The sequence below is a fragment of the Sphingopyxis sp. genome, from assembly GCF_035944815.1.
In the GTDB taxonomy this organism is placed as follows: domain Bacteria; phylum Pseudomonadota; class Alphaproteobacteria; order Sphingomonadales; family Sphingomonadaceae; genus Sphingopyxis.
The window spans coordinates 210,794-229,862 of the sequence record NZ_DASZAU010000002.1 but is presented as its reverse complement, the minus strand read 5'-3'; the positions used below and the strand labels follow the sequence as shown (position 1 = coordinate 229,862).

Annotated in this window: 17 protein-coding genes and 1 tRNA gene; 17 read left to right on the top strand and 1 reads right to left on the bottom strand. The window is 67.8% G+C overall.

Translation table 11 applies throughout. The features are described from left to right. Genes VGU00_RS02065 through VGU00_RS02055 form a run of 3 tightly spaced genes read left to right on the top strand, consistent with a single transcriptional unit; the run spans position 1 to position 2,881 of the window. On the top strand, positions 1–1,281 hold the full coding sequence (locus VGU00_RS02065; protein ID WP_327464983.1) for an aminotransferase class III-fold pyridoxal phosphate-dependent enzyme: 1,281 nt from the start codon (positions 1–3) through the stop codon (positions 1,279–1,281). Positions 1,282–1,283: 2 nt separating this feature from the next. After that, on the top strand, positions 1,284–2,234 hold the full coding sequence (locus VGU00_RS02060; RefSeq protein ID WP_327464981.1) for a carbohydrate kinase family protein: 951 nt from the start codon (positions 1,284–1,286) through the stop codon (positions 2,232–2,234). Then, on the top strand, positions 2,231–2,881 hold the full coding sequence (locus VGU00_RS02055; RefSeq protein WP_327464979.1) for a class II aldolase/adducin family protein: 651 nt from the start codon (positions 2,231–2,233) through the stop codon (positions 2,879–2,881). The genes VGU00_RS02060 and VGU00_RS02055 overlap by 4 nt, the downstream gene beginning before the upstream one ends. Positions 2,882–3,042: 161 nt before the next feature. Here VGU00_RS02055 and VGU00_RS02050 read toward each other — a convergent pair. Further along, positions 3,043–3,129 (bottom strand) — tRNA-Leu (locus VGU00_RS02050). Between the two features lie 320 nt (positions 3,130–3,449). Here VGU00_RS02050 and VGU00_RS02045 point away from each other — a divergent pair. The 14 genes from VGU00_RS02045 (at position 3,450) to VGU00_RS01980 (ending at position 19,069) form a co-directional block, all read left to right on the top strand. Further along, positions 3,450–5,021, top strand: coding sequence for a hypothetical protein (locus VGU00_RS02045; protein WP_327464977.1), 1,572 nt, complete (start codon positions 3,450–3,452; stop codon positions 5,019–5,021). Between the two features lie 83 nt (positions 5,022–5,104). Continuing rightward, entirely contained in the window at positions 5,105–7,804 is a 2,700-nt protein-coding gene (locus VGU00_RS02040; protein ID WP_327464975.1) for a TonB-dependent receptor domain-containing protein, read from the top strand. A gap of 168 nt (positions 7,805–7,972) precedes the next feature. Continuing rightward, complete coding sequence (locus VGU00_RS02035; RefSeq protein WP_327464972.1) at positions 7,973–8,857, top strand: type II secretion system protein N; 885 nt, start codon at positions 7,973–7,975, stop codon at positions 8,855–8,857. A 5-nt stretch (positions 8,858–8,862) separates the two neighbouring features. Then, the gene (gspD, locus tag VGU00_RS02030; RefSeq protein WP_327464970.1) at positions 8,863–11,082 is read left to right on the top strand and encodes a type II secretion system secretin GspD; all 2,220 of its coding nucleotides are present in this window, start codon (positions 8,863–8,865) and stop codon (positions 11,080–11,082) included. Beyond that, positions 11,079–12,572 carry a GspE/PulE family protein gene (locus tag VGU00_RS02025; protein ID WP_327464968.1) on the top strand — a complete coding sequence of 498 codons (1,494 nt, stop codon included), beginning with the start codon at positions 11,079–11,081 and terminating at the stop codon, positions 12,570–12,572. Before gspD ends, VGU00_RS02025 begins: the two co-directional genes overlap by 4 nt. Next, complete coding sequence (gene gspF / locus VGU00_RS02020) at positions 12,565–13,779, top strand: type II secretion system inner membrane protein GspF (protein ID WP_327464966.1); 1,215 nt, start codon at positions 12,565–12,567, stop codon at positions 13,777–13,779. Before VGU00_RS02025 ends, gspF begins: the two co-directional genes overlap by 8 nt. Before the next feature lie 2 nt (positions 13,780–13,781). Continuing rightward, on the top strand, positions 13,782–14,285 hold the full coding sequence (gene gspG, locus VGU00_RS02015; RefSeq protein ID WP_327464965.1) for a type II secretion system major pseudopilin GspG: 504 nt from the start codon (positions 13,782–13,784) through the stop codon (positions 14,283–14,285). Then, complete coding sequence (locus VGU00_RS02010; protein ID WP_327464964.1) at positions 14,260–14,742, top strand: GspH/FimT family pseudopilin; 483 nt, start codon at positions 14,260–14,262, stop codon at positions 14,740–14,742. Before gspG ends, VGU00_RS02010 begins: the two co-directional genes overlap by 26 nt. Then, positions 14,732–15,118, top strand: a complete 387-nt coding sequence (gene gspI, locus VGU00_RS02005) for a type II secretion system minor pseudopilin GspI (protein ID WP_327464962.1) — start codon at positions 14,732–14,734, stop codon at positions 15,116–15,118. The genes VGU00_RS02010 and gspI overlap by 11 nt, the downstream gene beginning before the upstream one ends. Next, entirely contained in the window at positions 15,115–15,726 is a 612-nt protein-coding gene (gene gspJ, locus VGU00_RS02000; protein WP_327464960.1) for a type II secretion system minor pseudopilin GspJ, read from the top strand. Before gspI ends, gspJ begins: the two co-directional genes overlap by 4 nt. Next, a complete protein-coding gene (gspK, locus tag VGU00_RS01995; RefSeq protein WP_327464958.1) occupies positions 15,723–16,730 on the top strand; it encodes a type II secretion system minor pseudopilin GspK in 1,008 nt (335 codons plus the stop codon). Before gspJ ends, gspK begins: the two co-directional genes overlap by 4 nt. A 1-nt stretch (position 16,731) precedes the next feature. Further along, on the top strand, positions 16,732–17,877 hold the full coding sequence (gspL, locus tag VGU00_RS01990) for a type II secretion system protein GspL (protein ID WP_327464956.1): 1,146 nt from the start codon (positions 16,732–16,734) through the stop codon (positions 17,875–17,877). Next, positions 17,874–18,356, top strand: a complete 483-nt coding sequence (gspM, locus tag VGU00_RS01985) for a type II secretion system protein GspM (RefSeq protein ID WP_327464954.1) — start codon at positions 17,874–17,876, stop codon at positions 18,354–18,356. The genes gspL and gspM overlap by 4 nt, the downstream gene beginning before the upstream one ends. Beyond that, entirely contained in the window at positions 18,353–19,069 is a 717-nt protein-coding gene (locus VGU00_RS01980) for a type II secretion system protein N (RefSeq protein ID WP_327464952.1), read from the top strand. Before gspM ends, VGU00_RS01980 begins: the two co-directional genes overlap by 4 nt.

Genomic DNA, 19,069 nt, shown 5'->3' with positions numbered 1-19,069 from the left:
ATGAGCCGAGTACAGGATGCGGCGCTGCGCGCGCGCGCGCTGAAAGTGATCCCGAACGGGATGTACGGACATGAATCGGTGCGGATGCTGCCCGCCAGCTTCCCGCAATTTTTCAGCAAGGCCGAGGGCGCCTATATCTGGGATGCCGACGGCAACCGCTATCTCGATTTCATGTGCGCCTATGGTCCCAGCCTGCTCGGCTACCGCGACGAACGCGTCGAGGCTGCGGCGCGCGCGCAGGCGGAACTGGGCGACACGCTGACCGGGCCGTCGCCGCTGATGGTCGATCTCGCCGAGACTATGGTGTCGATGGTCGAGCATGCCGACTGGGCGATGTTCTGCAAGAACGGCACCGACGCGACGACGATGGCGATGAGCAGCGCGCGAGCGCAGACGGGCAAGCGCATCGTGTTGGTGGCGAAGGGTGCGTATCACGGTGCCGCGCCCTGGTGCACGCCGATCCCCGCGGGCACGGTCGCCGAAGACCGCGCGCATGTCCGCACCTATGCCTACAATGACGTCGCGAGCCTCGAGGCGGCGGTGTCCGACGCAGGCGACGACCTCGCCGCGATCTTCGCCTCGCCCTTCCGCCACGACGCCTTCATCGATCAGGAAGCGCCGGAGCCCGCCTATGCCCGACGCGCGCGCGAACTGTGCGACCAGACGGGCGCGATGCTGATCGTCGACGAGGTTCGCGCGGGCTTCCGCCTTGCGCGCGGCAGCAGCTGGAGTGAACTGGGCGTCCAGCCCGACCTTTCCGCTTGGGGCAAATGCTTTGCCAACGGCCACCCGATTTCGGCGCTGCTCGGATCGGACCGCTGCCGCGACGGCGCGGGCGCGATCTATGCGACCGGCTCCTTCTGGCTGTCGGCGGTGCCGATGGCGGCGGCGATCGAGACGCTCCGGATCATCCGAGAGAGCGACTATATTGAGCACACAGTTGCGCTCGGCGAACGGCTGCGTGTCGGACTCGACGCGGCGGCGAACAAGCATGGCTTTACGCTGCGCCAGACCGGCCCGGTCCAGATGCCGCAGATCATGTTCGCGGACGACCCCGATTTTCGCGTCGGCTACGGCTGGGCCGAAGAGATGCTGGCACGCGGCATTTATATGCACCCATGGCACAATATGTTCCTGTGCGCGGCGATGACCGAGGCCGACATCGACGCCACGCTGGCGGCCGCCGATGCAGCCTTTGCCGCGGTCGCGGCGCGCCGCGCGACGCTCGAGCCGCACCCGATCCTCGTCATGCTCGCGGCGGCGCAGGCCGAGCACGGCTGACCGTGACCAAGCCGCTCGACCTGCTCGCGATCGGGCTGACGACGCTCGACATCACCGTCCATCCGGTCGCCTCGCTGCCCGAGGGTGAGGGCGGACAGCTTGTCGAGACGATCGCGCTGTCGCCCGCCGGAACCGCCGGCGGGACCGCGCTCGTCGCACGGACGCTCGGTCTCGACGTCGCCATCGCCTCGGCGGTCGGCGCCGACCCGCAGGGCCAGCTGGTGCGGTCGATGTTCGATGCCGCGGGGGTCGATACCGGCCTGCTGGAAACCGACCGCGAGCGGCCTACCTCGACGACGGTCTTGCCGATCCGCCCGAACGGCGACCGGCCCAACTGGCACATGATGGGCGCGAGCATCTTTGCGCCGGTTACCGATGCCGTCGCCGCCGCCAGCCGCCGCGCCGCCTCGGTTCATTGGGGTGCGGTCGGCTTTCCCGGCGTCGCGGGGCAGGGCGCCGGCTTGCTGCGCGACGCGCGCGCGGGCGGCGCCTTCACATCGTGTGACCTCATCGCGCCGAGCGAGGCGGCGCAGGCCGATCTCGACGCGCTGTTGCCGCACGTCGACCTGTTCATGCCGAGCCTTGCCGAGGTACGCGCGATGGCGGGAACTGACGATCCGGTCGCGGGGGCACGGCATTTCATGGCGCGCGGTGCGGGCGGCTGTCTGATCAAGATGGGCGCCGAGGGCGCGCTGCTGGTATTGCCCGGGCGGCAGGTCCACGCTGCTGCGCATCGCATCGTGCCGGTCGACACGACGAGCTGCGGCGACAGCCTGTGCGCGGGATTTCTTGCCGGGCGGCGACGTGGCATGGAGGTCGACGCCGCGCTCCGCTTCGCGGTGGCGACCGCGGCGCAGGTCGCGCTCGGCGTCGGCACATTGGGCCGGCTCGAAGGCTATGACGGCACGCTGGCGTTCATGGATTCGACGCCGACAGGGGGTGATGCACGATGACGGAGGATGAAGCCCGCCAGCAACTGGTCGACGCGATGCGCGCGCTCGATGCGCGCGGGCTCAACCGCGGCACCTCGGGCAATCTCTCAGTGCGTTTCGGCGCGGGGATGTTCGTTACACCGTCGGGGGTGACCCCCGACCAGCTGACCGCCGAAGCGATGGTGTTCGTCAAGGCCGACGGCAGCGTGGCGCCGGGCGCCGCAAGGCCTTCGAGCGAATGGCGGATGCACATGGGACTCTACCAGCGCCGCGCCGATGCACAGGCGATCGTCCATTGCCACGCGCGCCATTCGACGATCCTCGCGTGCGCACACCGCGAAATCCCGCCGCTCCACTATATGGTCGCGGTCGGCGGGGGGGCGAGCGTGCCCGTCGCGCCCTATGCGACCTTCGGCAGCGACGAGCTGGCGGGTAATGTCGCCGCGACGCTCGATGGCCGCCGCGCCTGCCTGATGGCCAACCACGGCCTGATCGCGCTCGGACCCAGCCTGCCCGTCGCCATGGCGATTGCCGAGGAAATCGAGGAACAGGCGGCCGTTTACTGCGGCACGCTCGCGATCGGCGGCCCGAAGCTGCTCGGCGATGATGAAATGGCGCGGATCATCACGGCGTTCGGCCGCTACGGGCAGCGCGATACAAGCGGCTGACGCGCCGCATTCTCGTCGAAGCGGCAGGCGTCGATTGCAGTGCAACATCGCGGAGTTCGTCCGGGGACGCAGCGCGTCTGTACGGCATGTCTCTGCATCATATCGGCGCCCGGGAACGCCGCCATTCAAGCCGACAATTGAGCGCCATAATCTGGCTATGATGGTGCGGTCGAGAAGACTCGAACTTCCACGGCCTTTCGGCCACAACGACCTCAACGTTGCGCGTCTACCAGTTCCGCCACGACCGCACATCATGATGGTCCGGATCGGGTCCGGCACCAGGTAGGAGCGGGCGCCTAGCAAAGCTTTTCGGGCGATGCAAGCGAGCATGGTCCGATTTATTTTTGCAGGTGCGAACTGCGGCGCCAGCGGCCGCTGCCGCGCGGCGCCGCCCTTGTCACCAAATCGACTCAAAAGAGTCATGCAACTGTCACCGCTCTGGCGTCAGACCGTCATCGAATCACCCTAGTGGCGGCGTCACCGGGGGCGAGGCGGCATTCTCTTCTCGTTCGCCGGTGATTTTTCATCAGGGGCGTCCGCGGGGCGCAAACCCGGAACGGAGATTTTCATGGCGGCTTTCGCACGCATTCGTTTGGTCATGCTCAGCGGCGTGGCCTGTTCCATTCTCGCGGCCTGCGGTGCCGATGGCGTCGCTTCGCCCGGCGAGGGCGTCATTGTCATCCCGACGCCGACCCCGACTCCGACCCCCACGCCGACTCCGACCCCGACTCCGCCGGCCACCGTTACGCCGGCCGCCAACTGCCCGACGATCGCCGGTGCCGACCAGCTTTCGAACCTCGGCACGATTTCGGGCCCCGGCGGCGAATGGCGCAACTGCGGCTTCCCGACGCGCTTCAACTCGACCACCGCGATCCCGAAGGTCGCGGGTGTCATCTATTCGCTGCCCGGCCGCGTCGACGTCGGCACCGATCAGGGCGCGACGAGCACCAACAATGTCGTCACGCTGACGATCGACCCGGGAGTCACCGTCTTCGGCGCGACGGGCGTGTCCTTCCTTGCCGTCAACCGCGGCAACCGCATCGATGCGGTCGGCACCCCGACCCAGCCGATCATCTTCACCGGCCGCGGCAACGTTGTCGGTTCGGCGGGTGACCAGACCTCGCAGCTGTGGGGCGGCGTCGTCCTGCTCGGCCGCGCGCCGATCACCGACTGCCTTGCTCCGGGCGCGACGCCGGGCACCGCCGCCTGCGAACGCGACACCGAAGGTACGTCGAACGCGCTTTATGGCGGCGCGCAGCCGGCCGACAATTCGGGCCGCCTGTCCTATGTCCAGATACGCTATTCGGGCTTCATCCTGTCGGCGGCCAGCGAACTTCAGGGCCTGACCCCGTCGGGCGTCGGTTCGGGCACGCAGCTCGATCATATCCAGATCCACAACAGCTCGGACGACGGCATCGAAATCTTCGGCGGCCGCCCCAACCTCAAGCATCTGGTGATCACCGGCGCCGAAGATGACGGCCTCGACACCGACGTCGGTTACAAGGGCAATATCCAATATGTCATCGGCGTGCAGCGCGAAGGCGGAGCGGTCGGCGACTCGATGATGGAAATCGACTCGAACGGCAATGAAGACACGACGCCGCGCCAGAATGTGAATATTTCGAACTTCACCTATATCCATCGCAACAATGCGGCGGGTAACGGCGTGTCGATCCTCGTTCGCGGCGGCGCCGACTATACCTTCGCCAACGGCCTGATCGTGGCGCCGGGCTTCCGCTGCCTCGGCCTCAACAGCGCGACGACGGTCAACCCGGCGAATCCGGCACTCGACGAAGCCGGTCCGCCGCGCTTCTTCTCGGTCTCGCTGCAGTGCAACGCTTCGCCGTTCCGCGGCACCAGCGGCGTCACCGACGCGCAGGTCCAGACGATCTTCGAAGCCGGCACGAACAACCGTTCGAACTATGTCCCGTCGCTGACCAACCTGTTCGTCAACGGCGCGACCGAAACCGGCTTCGCGGCTTTCGATGCGAAGACGCTGAACGCCTTCTTCGACACCACCGCCTATGTCGGCGCCGTACGCGACGCCAACGACACTTGGTACCAGGGTTGGACCTGTAACTCGACGACCGCCAACTTCGGCACGTCGAGCGGCAGCTGCAGCGCCATCCCGACGACCTGATCGCTCGCGATCCAATCGGGGAGCGGGCACGCCTGACGGGCTGGCCCGCTCCCTTCCTGCATATCCTTGGGGACTTTTCCATCATGACCAAGCGGCCGATCTTCGCCAGCCTGCTCCTCCTCAGTTCCGCCCTCGTGGCGCCCGCAGCGCTCGCGCAGGACGCCGCCGGCGAGCCCGCGGCCGATGCGCCCGCACCTGCCGAAACGCCTGCCGACGACGCGGCAGCGGATGACGAGCAGAGCGACGTTTCGATCCCGGGCGGCGCCGATCAGGAAATCGTCGTCACCGGTCGCTATACCCCCAACGTCGTCCGCGCGACGCCCGAAGTCGTGTCGGTCCTGTCCTCGGCCGATATCGCGCGCACCGGCGAAGGCGATATTTCGGGTTCGCTCCAGCGCGTCACCGGCCTCAGCGTCGTCGGCGGCGGCTTCGTCTATGTCCGCGGCCTTGGCGACCGTTACTCGCTCGCACTGCTCAACGGTTCGCCGCTGCCCAGCCCCGAACCGCTGAAGCGCGTCGTCCCGCTCGATATCTTCCCCTCGAACGTCATCGATTCGACGCTCGTCCAGAAAAGCTATTCGGCGAACTTCCCCGGCGAATTCGGCGGCGGCGTGATCAACCTCACGACCAAGGCGATTCCGCGCGAGAGCTTCCTGACGCTCAGCGGCGGGATCGGCTGGGACAGCGAGACGACGAACGAGCTTGGCTATACCTATTATGGCAGCGACAGCGACTGGACGGGCTTCGACGACGGCACCCGCGACGTTCCGAACCTGCTGAAGGCGGCGTTCGCGAGCGGCAAGCCGATCCTCGAAGGCGCCGACTTCACGCAGGACCAGCTCGAAGCGATCCAGATGGAACTGGTCAACGCGCCGACGACGTTGCTGCAGCAGAACAACCATATTCCGGTCAACTGGTCGGCGGGCATCACCGGCGGCACGAACATCGCGCTTGCCGACGGCGAGCTTGGCATCATCGCGACCGCGGGGATCAGCAACAAGTGGCGCACACGCGACACGTTGCAGCAAAGCTCGGTCGAACAGGATCTGTCGGGCGACCCGCAGACCAGCTACAACCGTGTCGTCACCGACAACCGCGTCGTCGTGAACGGCCTGCTCGGTTTCGGTCTCGAAATCGGCGAGCACAAGCTGCGCTGGACCAACCTCTATATCCGCGACACGCTGAAACAGGCGCGCCTCGCGCTCGGCACCGACGCGAACCAGGTCGGCCGCGATATCATGAAGCAGGACACCGCCTGGTACGAACGCCAGCTGATCAATACGCAGTTCGTCGGCGAATTCCATTTCGACCGGCTGAAGCTCGACCTGCGCGGCGCCTATGCCAATTCGCAGCGCGAAGCACCCTATGAGCGCGGCTTCACCTATGTCCGCACCAACCTGCCGACCGAACAGGATCCGACCGGCGACAAGTTCGTCAACGATCTTGGCGGCAACCGCGGCGACGCGACGATCGCCTTCTCGGACCTCAACGAGGATCTGTGGTCGGGCGGCGTCGACCTGACGTACGAGATCGCGCCGCGCATCTCGGCGACGATCGGCTATGCCTATAGCGATACCCAGCGGACCTCGATTCGCCGCGCCTTCCAGTTCCGCGCCTCGGGCCTGCCGGTCGCGGTCACGCAGCTGCGCCCCGACTATCTGCTCTCGGACGCGACGATCCAGCTCTATGACATCACGCTGGTCGAAACCTCGGCGCAGGACGGCACCGCGGCATTCGAAGCGGCGCTGAAGACGCATGCTGGCTATGCGCAACTCCAGGCCGAGCTGGTTTCGGGCGTCAACATCAATGCCGGCGTGCGGTACGAGGACGGCAAGCAGACGGTCGACCCCGTCGATCTCTTCGGCACCGGCGGTGGCGCGATCACGTCGACGAACCTCAACAATGATTATTGGCTGCCGGCCGTCACGCTGACCTGGGAGCTGGCGCCCGATATGCAGCTGCGCCTCAACGGGTCCAAGACGATCGCGCGGCCGCAGTTCCGCGAACTCGTCGCGCAAATCTACACCGACCCCGATTCGAACCGCAACTTCCGCGGCAACCCGTCGCTCACCGACAGCGAGCTGTGGAACGCCGAACTGCGGTACGAATGGTATTTCGGCAAGGACCAGCGTCTGACCGCTGCCGGCTTCTACAAGTCGATCGATCGCCCGATCGAAGCCTATACTTCGCTGACCGATTCGATCGGCAACACCAGCTATGCGAACGCGCCGAAAGCGACGCTCTATGGCGGCGAGATCGAACTGCAGAAATATTTCGCGCTCGACAGCCTGTCGGACTCGCCTTTCTGGGCCAGCCGCCGTCTCGTGCTGATCGGCAACTATACCTTCACCAAGTCGGAAATCAAAGTGGGCGCCGACGACACGACGGTGATCAACGGCGTGGTGCAGGATGCGAGCAACTTCTTCTTCGACGGCGCGCCGCTGACCGGCCAGTCGGACCATCTGGTCAACTTCCAGCTTGGGCTCGAAGATCAGGACAAGCTGTCGCAGCAGACCTTGCTCATCACCTATGCCAGCCCGCGCGTGACCAGCCGCGGCCCGTCGGGCCAGCCGGACATTCGCGAAAAGCCCGGCATCCAGATCGACTTCGTCGCGCGGCAGGGGATCAACCTGCTGAACAAGGAAATCGAGCTGAAGTTCGAGGCACGCAACCTCACGGGCCGCACCTACAAGGAATTGCAGGAATTCGGCGACAACCGCATCTACTTCAACCGCTACAAGCTGGGCCGGACTTTCTCGCTCAGCGCGTCGCTGAAGTTCTGACGCCTTCCTCCTCCCCGTCGCCGCGCGGCGGGGAGGATCGTCTCCGGCCACCGCACCGGACTCGCCCGTCCGTCAAAAAACTGTAATCTTCCGGTCAACTGATTGTCACCAATCGCCCCTAGGCGATTCGCGAACACGGCCTTTCAGTTGGGGGACAGGGAAGAATTCATGGCAACGCTGATGTCCGGATCGGCCGTTCGGTTGCCGCGTGCGCTGCCCGCGTGGTTGCGCGGCGGAAAGCGCGGTCCGCGCGAAATCTGGCCCATGCTGCTCGTCGGCCTGCTTGGCGCGTTGCTGATCTGGCAATGCGTTCGGCTGCTCTGGACCCTGCTCACCCCGCTGTCGCCGCTCGGCGCCTGGCAGCCGCAGGCGGCGGTGATTGCGTCGCCCGCCGAACGCCGCGCGCTGTTCACCAGCCTCGATCCCTTTTTCCGCACCAATGTACAGGGGCCGGCTTCGGCCACCGTCACCGCGCTTGGCCTCACCCTCTTCGGCATCAATATCAACGAAGCGACCGGCAGCGGGTCGGCGATCATCGCGGGCGAGGACGGGGTGCAGAACAGCTATGCCGTCGGCGACGAGATCGCGCCGGGGGTGAAGCTCGCCGGCGTCGCCTTCGACCATGTCCTGCTCGACCGCGGCGGGGCGCGCGAGAGCCTGTTCCTCGACCAGAGCGGCGATGCCGCCGCGGTCGCCACGCCCGCGACGCCGCTGCCCGCGCCGACACCCGAAATCGGTGCGGCGCAGGCGGGGGCGTCCGCCAGCGGCGAAATGAGCCCCGCCGCCATCAAGGCCGGGGTGGGCTTCGCGCCGCGCACCGAAAATGGCCGCGTGACCGGCATCGTCGTCCAGCCGCAGGGCGACGGCGCCGCCTTCCGCGCCGCGGGCCTGCGTCCCGGCGACGTGATCCGCTCGATCGGCGGCCGGCCGATCGGCTCGGCGAGCGACGCCGCCGCGCTCGCCAACCAGTTCGCGCCGGGTGCGCGCATCGCGCTCGAGGTCGAGCGCGGCGCCAGCGTCGTCCCCGTCGCCATCTTCCTTTCGAAGCAATAGGTCTTATGCGTCTCAAACTTTCCCTGATGCTCGCCGCCGCGCTGGTTTCCGCCGCCCCGATCGCGGCGCAGGCGCAATATACGCTCAACGTCCGCGACGCCGACATCCGCGCCTTCATCCAGGACGCCGCGCGCATCACCGGGCGGACCTTCGTCATCGACGGGCGCGTCAACGGCAAGGTGTCGGTCGTCACCGACCGGCCGCTGTCGCGCAGCGAATATTTCGAGATATTCCTCGCGACGCTGCGTTCGAACGGCCTTGTCGCGGTGCCCGGCCCGAACGGCAGCTACCGTGTCCAGCCGATCGACGGCGCCGCGGCGCAGCCCGGCCGTATCGGCAGCAGCGGCGCGGCGCAGAACCAGTTCGTCACCGAAATCGTCCGCCTCCGCCATATCGACGCCGTCGCGGCGGTCGAAACGCTGCGCCCGCTCGTCAGCCCGCAGGGATCGCTGACCGCGAACCGCAACGCCAACAGCCTCGTCGTCGCGGACTTCGCCGACAATATCCGCCGCATCCGCGCGCTCGCGGCGAGCATCGACCGCGACACGTCGACCAGCCAGATCGTCACGCTGAAAAATGCCGGCGCGCGCGAAATCGCCGCCGCGCTGCAGGCGCTGGTCCCGGCGGCGGGCGAGGGGGCGCAGGCCCCCGTCGCGATCGTGCCGATCGACAGCAGCAACGCGATTGCCCTCAGGGGTGACCAGGCGCTCGTCGCGCGTTTCGTCGCGATGGCGACCGACCTCGATGCGAAGGCGGCGGGCGGCACCGAATTGCGCGTCTATTGGCTCGAACATGCCAATGCCGAAACGCTGCTGCCGACGATCCAGCAGCTCGTCGGCGGCGGCAGCGACCCGGCGCAAAAGGCGGGCCTCCCGCCGGCCTCGTCGGCGTCTTCGTCCTCGTCGTCTGGCACCGCGGCGGCAGCGCCCGCCGCCGCACCCGCAGCGCCGACCACGGTCGGCGGCTCGGGCGGCAGCATCGCGACGCGCGGCCCCGCCATCGTCACGCGCTACGAAGGCGCGAACGCGATCATCGTCGCGGCGAACAGCGACGTGCAGCGCATGCTCGGCGAGCTGATCCGCCAGCTCGACAGCCGCCGGCAACAGGTTCTGGTCGAAGCGATCGTCGTCGAAATCGGTGACGATGCGGCGAAGCGGCTCGGCGTCCAGTTCCTGCTCGGCGGCAAGAATATCCCGTTCGTCGCGACGAGCTACAGCAATGCCCAACCCAACATCCTGACGCTCGGCGGCGCCTATGCGGCGAACCAGCTCTCGCAGCAGACGACGACGGTGAACGGCAATACCACGGTCACGCAGACGAACAGCTCGCTCGGCAATAGCCTGCAGGAAGCTGCGGCCGCCTCGCTACTCACCGCGACTGGCGGCTTTGCGGGCTTTGCGGGCGATATCGGCAAAAATACAGTGTTCGGCGCGATCATCAACGCGGTGAAGTCCGACACGACGTCGAACCTGCTCGCGACCCCGCATATCGTCACGCTCGACAACCAGGCGGCGAAATTCCTCGTCGGACAGGAAGTGCCGATCACGACGGGCGAGGCGCTTTCGGACAATTTCGACAACGCCTTCCGCACCGTCCAGCGCGAGGAGGTCGGCATCAAGCTCGACGTGACGCCGCAGGTCAACGGCGCGGGCGAGGTCAAGCTGTTCCTGCGGCAGGAAGTCTCGAGCGTCGCCGGGCCCGTCTCGTCGCGCAACAGTGACCTTATCCTCAACAAGCGCTCGTTCGAAACCGTGCTGACCGTCGACGACGGCGAAATCCTCGCGATCGGTGGCCTGCTCAACGACGACGAGCGCCGGACGATCGAACGCATCCCGCTTTTGAGCGATATTCCTTTGCTCGGCGAGCTGTTCAAATCGCGCAGTCGGACGCGCTCGAAGACCAATTTGATGGTCTTCATCCGCCCGACGATCCTTCGCAATCGCGAGGATAATGCCGCGCTCACTGCGCGTCGCTACGGCTATGTCCGCGACTTCCAGCTCCAACGGAACCCCGGCGAGGAGCCTGCGATCGACACGCTGGTCCGCGACTATCTGGGCACCGTGCCGCCCGTCCCGAGCGAGCCGACGGCGGCCGACGTGACCGTCGGCCCAGCCGCCGCATCGGGAACGCCGGGCGCACCAGGCGCAGGCGGCAGCATCGCGCCCGTCGACGTCCCGCCGTCGGTTTCGCAGGCCCCGGCGCCTCCCACCGGAGAATATCCGTGAGCGACATCGAACCGGCCGTGCCGCTCCCGGCGCCGGTCGATATTCCCTACGGTTTTGCGCGCGCGCACGGCGTGGTCATCGCGCCCGGCGAAAATGGCGTCTGGCTTGCGACATTGCGCGAGGGCAGCGATCCGGCGGTGTTGATCGAGGTGAAGCGCTATCTCGCGCAGCCGCTGCGCGTGGCGACGGCGAATGTCGCCGATTTCGACCGGCTGCTGTCGGATCATTATGCCGTCGATGCCTCGGCCGCCGCGATGGCGGGGTCGCTCGACGGCAGCGATCTCGATCTCGGCATCCCGAGCGCCGAGGATCTGCTCGACAGCGCCGACGACGCCCCCGCGATCCGCCTGATCAACGCGATCATCGCCGAAGCGGTGCGGCAGGGTGTCAGCGATATCCATATCGAGCCCTATGAAAGCGGGCTCGTCGTCCGTATGCGCGCCGATGGCGTGCTGCGCGAGCACCTCCGCATGCCGCCGCATGTCGCGCCCGTCGTCGTCAGCCGCATCAAGGTGATGGCGCGCCTTGACATCGCCGAGCGCCGCGTGCCGCAGGACGGGCGTATCGGGCTGACGCTCGCGGGAAAGGCGGTCGACGTCCGTGTCTCGACACTGCCCAGCCGCGCGGGCGAACGCGTCGTGATGCGTATCCTCGACAAGGATGCGGCGGGGATCGATTTCGACGTCCTCGGCCTGTCGGGCGAAGCTGACCGGATTTTGCGGGAAGCGCTCGCCGAACCCAATGGCATCATCCTCGTCACCGGCCCGACCGGCTCGGGCAAGACGACGACGCTCTATGCCGCGTTGAAACAGCTCAACGACGGCCAGCGCAATATCCTGACCGTCGAGGATCCGGTCGAATATGCCGTCGACGGCGTCGGCCAGACGCAGGTGAATGCCAAGGTCGGGCTTGATTTCGCCGCCGGGCTCCGCGCGATCCTGCGCCAAGACCCCGACGTCGTTATGGTCGGCGAAATCCGCGACCGCGAAACTGCCGACATCGCGGTGCAGGCGTCGCTCACGGGCCACCTCGTCCTCTCGACCGTCCATACCAATGATGCGGTGGGCGCGATCACGCGCCTGAAAGACCTCAAGGTCGAACCCTTCCTGCTCGCGTCGACGCTGCGCGCCGTCCTCGCGCAGCGGCTCGTACGCAAACTCTGCGATCATTGCCGCGAGCCGGTGCAGGCCGACAACAGCGTTGCCGCCATCCTCGGGCTCGACATCGGCACGGTGATCTGGCGCCCGAAGGGCTGCGACCAGTGCGGCGGCACCGGGTTCAAGGGGCGGATCGGCGTGTTCGAGGCGATCAAGGTCGACGAAACCGTCCGCCGCTATATCTATGCCGGCGGCGACGAGGCGATGATTGCGAAGCATGCCTTCCTGAAATCGCCGACGCTCGCCTCGGCGGCGCGTTCGATGGTTGCCAAGGGGCTGACGACCGCCGAGGAGGCGATCCGCATTGCGCGGCGCGAGGATGTCGATGCCTGATTATCGCTATGTGGCGATCGACAGCCAGGGCCGCGAACGCAAGGGACGGCTGAGCGCCGCGAACGACGACGCGGCGCGCGCCGACCTGATCGCCCGCAAATTCCATATCGTCGCGGTCGAAGCGGCGGGCGCGAAACCCGCGGGCCGTTCGCTTCTCTCTTTCCGCAAGAACAGGCTGTCGGCCAAGGAACTGGCGCTCTTCACGCGCCAGCTCGCGACGCTCGCCGAGGTCGCGCCGCTCGAAGAGGCGCTGCGCACGCTGACGCGGCAGAGCGAAGCCGAAAGTGCGCGCGCCATCGTCGGCGACGTCCATGCCGGCCTGCTCGAAGGGCGCCGCCTCGCCGATGCGATGGCGCGCCAGCCGGCCAGCTTTCCGCCGCTCTATCGCGCGATGGTCGCGGCCGGGGAGACGACCGGCAGCCTCACGACCATCCTCGCGCGTCTCGCCGACCTGCTCGAACGGCAGGCCGAGGTGCGCGGCAAGCTGATCGCTGCGCTCGCCTATCCGATCGTGCTCGCGGTCGTGGCGATCGGCGTCGTTACCGCGCTGATGATCTTCGTCGTTCCGCGCGTCGTCGAACAATTTACCGACACCGGCCAGCAACTGCCCTTCCTGACCCGCGCGGTGATTGCGATTTCGGGCTTCGCCGCGAACTGGTGGTGGCTGATTGCGCTGCTCATTGCTGCTGCAGCCTTCGGCTGGGTATCGGCGATGCGTCGCCCCGCGTTCAAGGCGGCGGTCGATGCGCGCCTGCTGCGCCTGCCGCTGTTCGGCCGCCTGCTTCGCGACCTTTACGCCGCGCGTTTTGCGCGGACGCTGTCGACGATGGTATCGAGCCGGCTGCCGCTCGTCGAAGGGCTCAAACTGACGGTGCCGACGATCCGCAACGCTGCGCTGGCCGGCGCGACGGCGAATATCGTCGATCAGGTGCGCGCGGGCGGGGGGCTGTCCGCCGCGCTGCGCGATGCCGGGGTCTTTCCGCCCCTGCTTGTCTATATGACCGCCAGCGGCGAAAGCGCGGGCCGGCTCGAAGTCATGCTCGAGCGCGCCGCCGATTATCTCGAGCGCGAATTCGACCGGTTTACGGCCGCGTCGATGGCGCTTCTCGAACCTGTCATAATTGTCGTTATGGGGTCGTGTGTCGCCCTCATCATCCTCGCCATCCTGCTGCCGATCCTTCAGTTGCAGAACCTAGCCGGACTATGAAAATGTCGCTGATGAAGCTAATCTTCCGCCTGATGATCGATACATCCACCCCCGATCGCGGTCGCTTGGCCGCGCGGCGCCGCAAGACCGACGAGCGCGGCTTCACGCTCACCGAATTGATGGTCGTGATCTTCATCATCGGGTTGCTCGCCACGGTCGTGATGGTCAACGTCCTGCCCAGCCAGGACAGGGCGATGGTGACGAAGGCAAGGGCCGATATCGCGACCCTCGAAGGCGCGCTCGAACAATATCGCCTCGACAACCTCACCTATCCGGCCTCGACCGACGGGCTGAACGCGCTGGTTACCGCACCACCCGCGCTCGCGCAGCCCGAACGCTATCGCCGCGGCGGCTATATCAAGAAACTGCCCGCCGATCCGTGGGGGCGCCCCTATAATTATCAGGCGCCCGGGCCGAACGGAAAGGCGTTCGACGTCTGGTCGCTCGGCGCCGACGGCGCGCCCGGCGGGACCGACGACAATGCGGATATTCGCACCGACGGTTGAGGCGCGCGCGCGTCCCGACGCCAACGGTTTCACGCTTGTCGAACTGATGATCGTGCTTGCGATCATGGCGTTTGCCGCGACCGCCGTCGTCCTCACCATTCCGGGCGAAGAACGCACCGTGCGCAGCGAGGCCGACCGCCTCGCTGCGCGCCTCGCCGCCGCGCGCGACGTCGCGGTGATCGAGGGGCGCAGCGTCGCGGTCAATTTTGCGCCCTCGGGTTATGGCTTCGAACGGCGCATGTCGGGCGAATGGCAACCGCTTCCCGGCCGCGCGTTCGAACGTCGGAACTGGCCCGGCGACGTGCGTTTCACTGCGGGCAATGGGCAGGGCGCGGCGCGCATCCTGTTCGACCGCGTCGGGATCAGCCCGACGCCGCAAGCCATCGTCCTCACCGGCGGCGACGCGCGCGAGGTCGTACGCGTATCGGCGACGGGGGAGGTCGGCCGTGATCGATAGCGCCGGCCCCGTTTCGCCGTCGGGCGACCGCGGCTTCACCTTGCTCGAAATGCTCGTCGCGCTCAGCATCATCAGTATCGCCGCGCTCACGCTCGTGCGGCTCGATGCCTATGCCGTGCGCTCGGCCGGCGATCTCGACGAAACGACGATGGCGGGTATCGTCGCGCAGAACCGCGCGGTCGAACTCTGGACCGACCCCGCGCCGCCGACGATCGGCAACAGCGCCACCATGATCGCCAACGCCGGTCGCAACTGGCGCGTCGAACAGCGCGTTGCGAAGACCGCCGACGATGCCCTGCTGCGCATCGACCTGCTCGTCCGTCCCGAAAGCGGCAACGGGCAGGCGGCACTCACGATCATCCGGCCGTCGCGATGAAGGGCGAACGCGGTTTCACCCTCGTCGAGATGCTCGTCGCGCTCTCGATCTTCGCCGCGATCGCCGCGATGGGCGTCGGCCTGCTCCGCAATAGCGTCGATACGCAGGACGCGGTGCAGGGACGTCTGAAGGCGATGGGCGGGATCAACCGGCTGCGCGCCGTGATGGCGAATGATCTGGCGCAGGCGGTCCAGCGCCCGACGCGCGGCCCGGCGGGTGAGGCCATCCCGGCATTCGTCGGATCCTCGACCGGCTTTGCTTTCGTTCACGGCGGCGCAGCGGCGCTCGACGGCGGCCCGCGTCCGAATGTCGAGCGTGTCGGCTATGCGCTGGTCGGCGGCGAATGGCGGCGCGCGACGCAGCCGATGCTCGACGGCACCGCGCTCGGCGATGGCGACCGGCTGGTCGCCGACGTCGCCGGGGTTGCGGTGCGCTACCGCGACGAACGCGGAAACTGGAGTGAAAGCTGGACCTCCGAGCCCGGCGACCGCTTGCCCCGCGCGGTCGAGGTGCGGCTGACGCGCACCGGCCGCGAGGCGCTCACCATGTTGTTCCTGACCGCGCCGACGCTGCCGCCGCCGCCCGCAGCAGGGATACCGGCGCCATGAGGTCGCGGAAGAAGGACGAGCGCGGGGCCGCGCTTTTGACCGTGTTGCTGCTCGTCGCGGTGATGGCGGTGATCGCGGCGACCGCGCTCGACCGGTTGACGCTTGCGACGCGGATCGCGGGCAGCGCCGCGACGGTCGATCAGGGCCGCGCCTATGCCTTTGCCGCCGAACAGATCGCGCTGCGTCGCGTCGCCGATCTTGTCGGGCGCGATCCGGCGAAACTGACGCTCGCGGGCAATTGGCTCGGGCGCGATTTCACGCTGCCGCTGCCGGGTGGCGAGGGGCGGGCAAAGCTGACCGACGCGAACAATTGCTTCAATCTCAACAGCCTTGTCGCCGAAACCACCCCCGGGCGTTTCAGTCAGCGGTCGGGGTCGATGCGCCAGTTCGGCGAGCTGATGAAATTGCTCGGTATCGATCCCGGGCAGGCGCAGGCGATCGCCGGCGCCGCAGCCGACTGGATCGACAGCGACAGCAACGAAGGGCCGCTGGGCGCAGAGGATAATGCCTATCGTTCGATGCAGGGTGCCTATCTGCCCGCCAACCGCAAGATGGCCGATATCAGCGAGCTGCGCGCGGTGCGCGGCGTCACGCCGAAAATCTACGCGCGGCTCAAACCGTGGATTTGCGTGTTGCCGGCGACCGATCCGGTGCGGCTCAACGTCAACACGCTGGGCCCCGAACAGGCGCCGCTGGTGGCGATGCTGCTGCCCGGCGAAATCACCGTCGCCGATGCGCGGGCGGCGCTGGCGGCGCGGCCCGCGGGCGGCTATGGCAGCAGCGTACGATTCTGGGAGGCGGGTCCTTTTGCCGGGCGCAAGCCGCCGACCGACGTGGCCGAACAGGCGGGGGTGAACAGCCGCTGGCTGGCGCTGACGACGAATGTGACGATAGGGGACGGTTTCTTGACCGCAGTTTCGCTGATCGATGCCAATGGTGGCGCGCCGTCTGCCGGCGCCGCCGCTCCGACGATCGTGCGCCGCGACTGGGGCGAGGCCGACTGAGATGACGCGCACGCTGGTGATCTGGCTGCCGCCGCTGGCGGCGCTCGATGAAGGAACGGCCGCCGACGCCGCCTGGCTGCGCGTCGATGACGGCGTGATCGTCGACAGCGGCCAGGACGACAATTGGGTCGCGGCCTGGGAAAAACCGAGCGACAACGCTCCCGACGACCAGCTTGTCGCGCTGGCGCCTGCCGCCGACGTACCCCTGCGCTGGCTCCACTATCCCGATGCCGCGCCGGCACAGGCGGCCGCTGTGGCGCGCATCGACGCACTGAAGGCCAGTCTGGGCGATTCGTCCGCGCTGCATGTCGTCGCGGGCGAGCCCGCCGACGCGGGGCAAGCGGTTCCGGTCGCCGTGACGACGCACGCCGCGATGACGGCGTGGACCGACTGGCTGAAGGCGCGCGAACTGACGCCCGCTGCGATCATCCCGGCGGCCGCGGCCGTGCCGCCGCCCGAGTCCGAGGCCTTGTGGACGGCCGAGGTCGGGAACGAACGGATCGTTCGTGCCGCCGACCGGGCCTGGCTATCCGATCCCGAACTCGACCCGCTGATCGCGGGTAATCATGACATTGCGCCGCTCGATGCCGACCGGATGCGGGAGGCGCTGTTGCTGACGCTCGCGGTGCCGCCGCTCGACTTGCTCAGCGGTGGATGGAAACCGAAGCGCAGCTGGTCGGTCGACCCGGCGATGCTGCGGCGCGCGAAATGGCTTGCGATCGCGCTCGCCGTCGTCAGCTTGCTCGTCCCTATTGTCCACGCGTTGCGGCTTGCTTCGGACACGGGGCGAGCCGACGATGCTGTCGTGGCGATGGCAAAGAAGGCCGGGGTGACGGCGCCCGATGCGACGGGGGCCGAAGCCGAACTCGACCGCCGTATCGCCGCAGCCGGTGGTGGCCCGCTCGCTTTCTCGGTTCCCGCATCGGCGCTGTATGACGCGATGGGCGACGCGCCGGGCGTCACGCTCAAGACGCTGTCGCACCGGACCGATGGCACGACGACGACGACGCTCGCGGCGCCGCGCGTCGAGGATATAAACAAGGTGCTGCTCGCGCTGCAGGCGCGCGGCTACCGTATCACCGCGCAGCCGATGGCGGGCAGCGATGGGCAGCAGATGGCCAATATCACGATCCGGGCGGTACCATGACCGAGCGACTGCAAAACTGGTGGGTCGGCCTGTCCCAACGCGAACGCTGGCTTGTCGGTATCGCGGGCCTGCTCGCGCTGGGCGTCGTCATTTGGGGTCTCGGCCGCCCGGCGGTTGCGGCATTTATCGATCTCGAGAGCCGGCATCGCGCGGCCATCGAGCGCGAAGGCCGGGTGGCGGCCAAGGTGCAGTTGCTGGCCGATCGCCCCGCCAGACCGGTTGCCGTGGCGGCCGACGCGGTTGCGATCGACCAGTATCTTGCGCAATCGGCGGGCGAAATCGGCCTGACGCTCGACCGCAACGAGGCGCGGGGCAGCGGGCAGGCGACGATTGCCATCGCTACCGCAAAGGCGCCCGTCCTGACCGACTGGCTCGCGTCGCTCGAGGGGCAGGGCTTCATCGTCGACCAGCTGACGATCACCCCTGCCGCCGACGGCACCGTCGGCTTGACCGCCGAGCTCCGAAAGGGCGGCCAGTGAGTGTGGGCCGGCGCTGGATTGTCGCGGCGGCGCTGCTCGCGCTGCTGCTGCTTGTCGCGACCTTCCCGATGCGGCTCGCACTTGCATGGTCGGGCGCGACCGACGCGGGCATCACCGCGCGCGACGTGCGCGGTTCGGTCTGGTCGGGCGAGCTGATCGAGGCGCGGCTCGGTGCCTTGCCGCTCGGCACGGTGCGCGCCAGCCTGTCGCCGCTCGCCCTGCTCGGGGGCAGCGTCGAACTGGCCTTTTCGCGCGCGGACGAACGGCTCGGCGCACTAGCCGGGCGGCTGCATGGGAGCGACCCGCGCGGCGTGTCGGACGTCAGCGGAACGACCTCGATGTCGGGCGGGCTCGGCATGATCCCCGTCGATACTATCCGTTTCGAGGGCGCGACCGTGCAGTTCGATGGAGCGGGCAAATGCGTCAGCGCCGCGGGCCGCGTCCAGCTTGCCGTGTCGGCGCCGATCGCGGGGCTCGACCTGTCGCGCGGGCTGTCGGGACCGCTGACCTGCGCGAACGGACGCGCACAGGCGGCGCTCGCGAGCCAGTCGGGGATGGAACGGCTGACGCTGTCCTTCGACGGCAGCGGCGCGTATCGCGCGCAGTTCGCGATCAACGTCGACCGCGACCCGGCAATGGCGGCGGCGCTATCGGCGCTGGGCTTCAAGGCGGGTCCAGGCGGGTTCGTGCTGGCGACTTCGGGCCGCTTCTGA

Excerpts from the sequence above, each read along its gene's own strand:
- VGU00_RS02040 (WP_327464975.1), top strand. The coding sequence starts at position 5,105 with ATGACCAAGCGGCCGATCTTCGCCAGCCTGCTCCTCCTCAGTTCCGCC.
- VGU00_RS02045 (WP_327464977.1), top strand. The coding sequence starts at position 3,450 with ATGGCGGCTTTCGCACGCATTCGTTTGGTCATGCTCAGCGGCGTGGCC.
- gspJ (WP_327464960.1), top strand. The coding sequence starts at position 15,115 with ATGAAGGGCGAACGCGGTTTCACCCTCGTCGAGATGCTCGTCGCGCTC.
- VGU00_RS02065 (WP_327464983.1), top strand. The coding sequence starts at position 1 with ATGAGCCGAGTACAGGATGCGGCGCTGCGCGCGCGCGCGCTGAAAGTG.
- VGU00_RS02055 (WP_327464979.1), top strand. The coding sequence starts at position 2,231 with ATGACGGAGGATGAAGCCCGCCAGCAACTGGTCGACGCGATGCGCGCG.
- VGU00_RS02035 (WP_327464972.1), top strand. The coding sequence starts at position 7,973 with ATGGCAACGCTGATGTCCGGATCGGCCGTTCGGTTGCCGCGTGCGCTG.
- gspD (WP_327464970.1), top strand. The coding sequence starts at position 8,863 with ATGCGTCTCAAACTTTCCCTGATGCTCGCCGCCGCGCTGGTTTCCGCC.
- gspM (WP_327464954.1), top strand. The coding sequence starts at position 17,874 with ATGACCGAGCGACTGCAAAACTGGTGGGTCGGCCTGTCCCAACGCGAA.
- gspL (WP_327464956.1), top strand. The coding sequence starts at position 16,732 with ATGACGCGCACGCTGGTGATCTGGCTGCCGCCGCTGGCGGCGCTCGAT.
- gspG (WP_327464965.1), top strand. The coding sequence starts at position 13,782 with ATGTCGCTGATGAAGCTAATCTTCCGCCTGATGATCGATACATCCACC.
- gspK (WP_327464958.1), top strand. The coding sequence starts at position 15,723 with ATGAGGTCGCGGAAGAAGGACGAGCGCGGGGCCGCGCTTTTGACCGTG.
- VGU00_RS02010 (WP_327464964.1), top strand. The coding sequence starts at position 14,260 with ATGCGGATATTCGCACCGACGGTTGAGGCGCGCGCGCGTCCCGACGCC.
- gspF (WP_327464966.1), top strand. The coding sequence starts at position 12,565 with ATGCCTGATTATCGCTATGTGGCGATCGACAGCCAGGGCCGCGAACGC.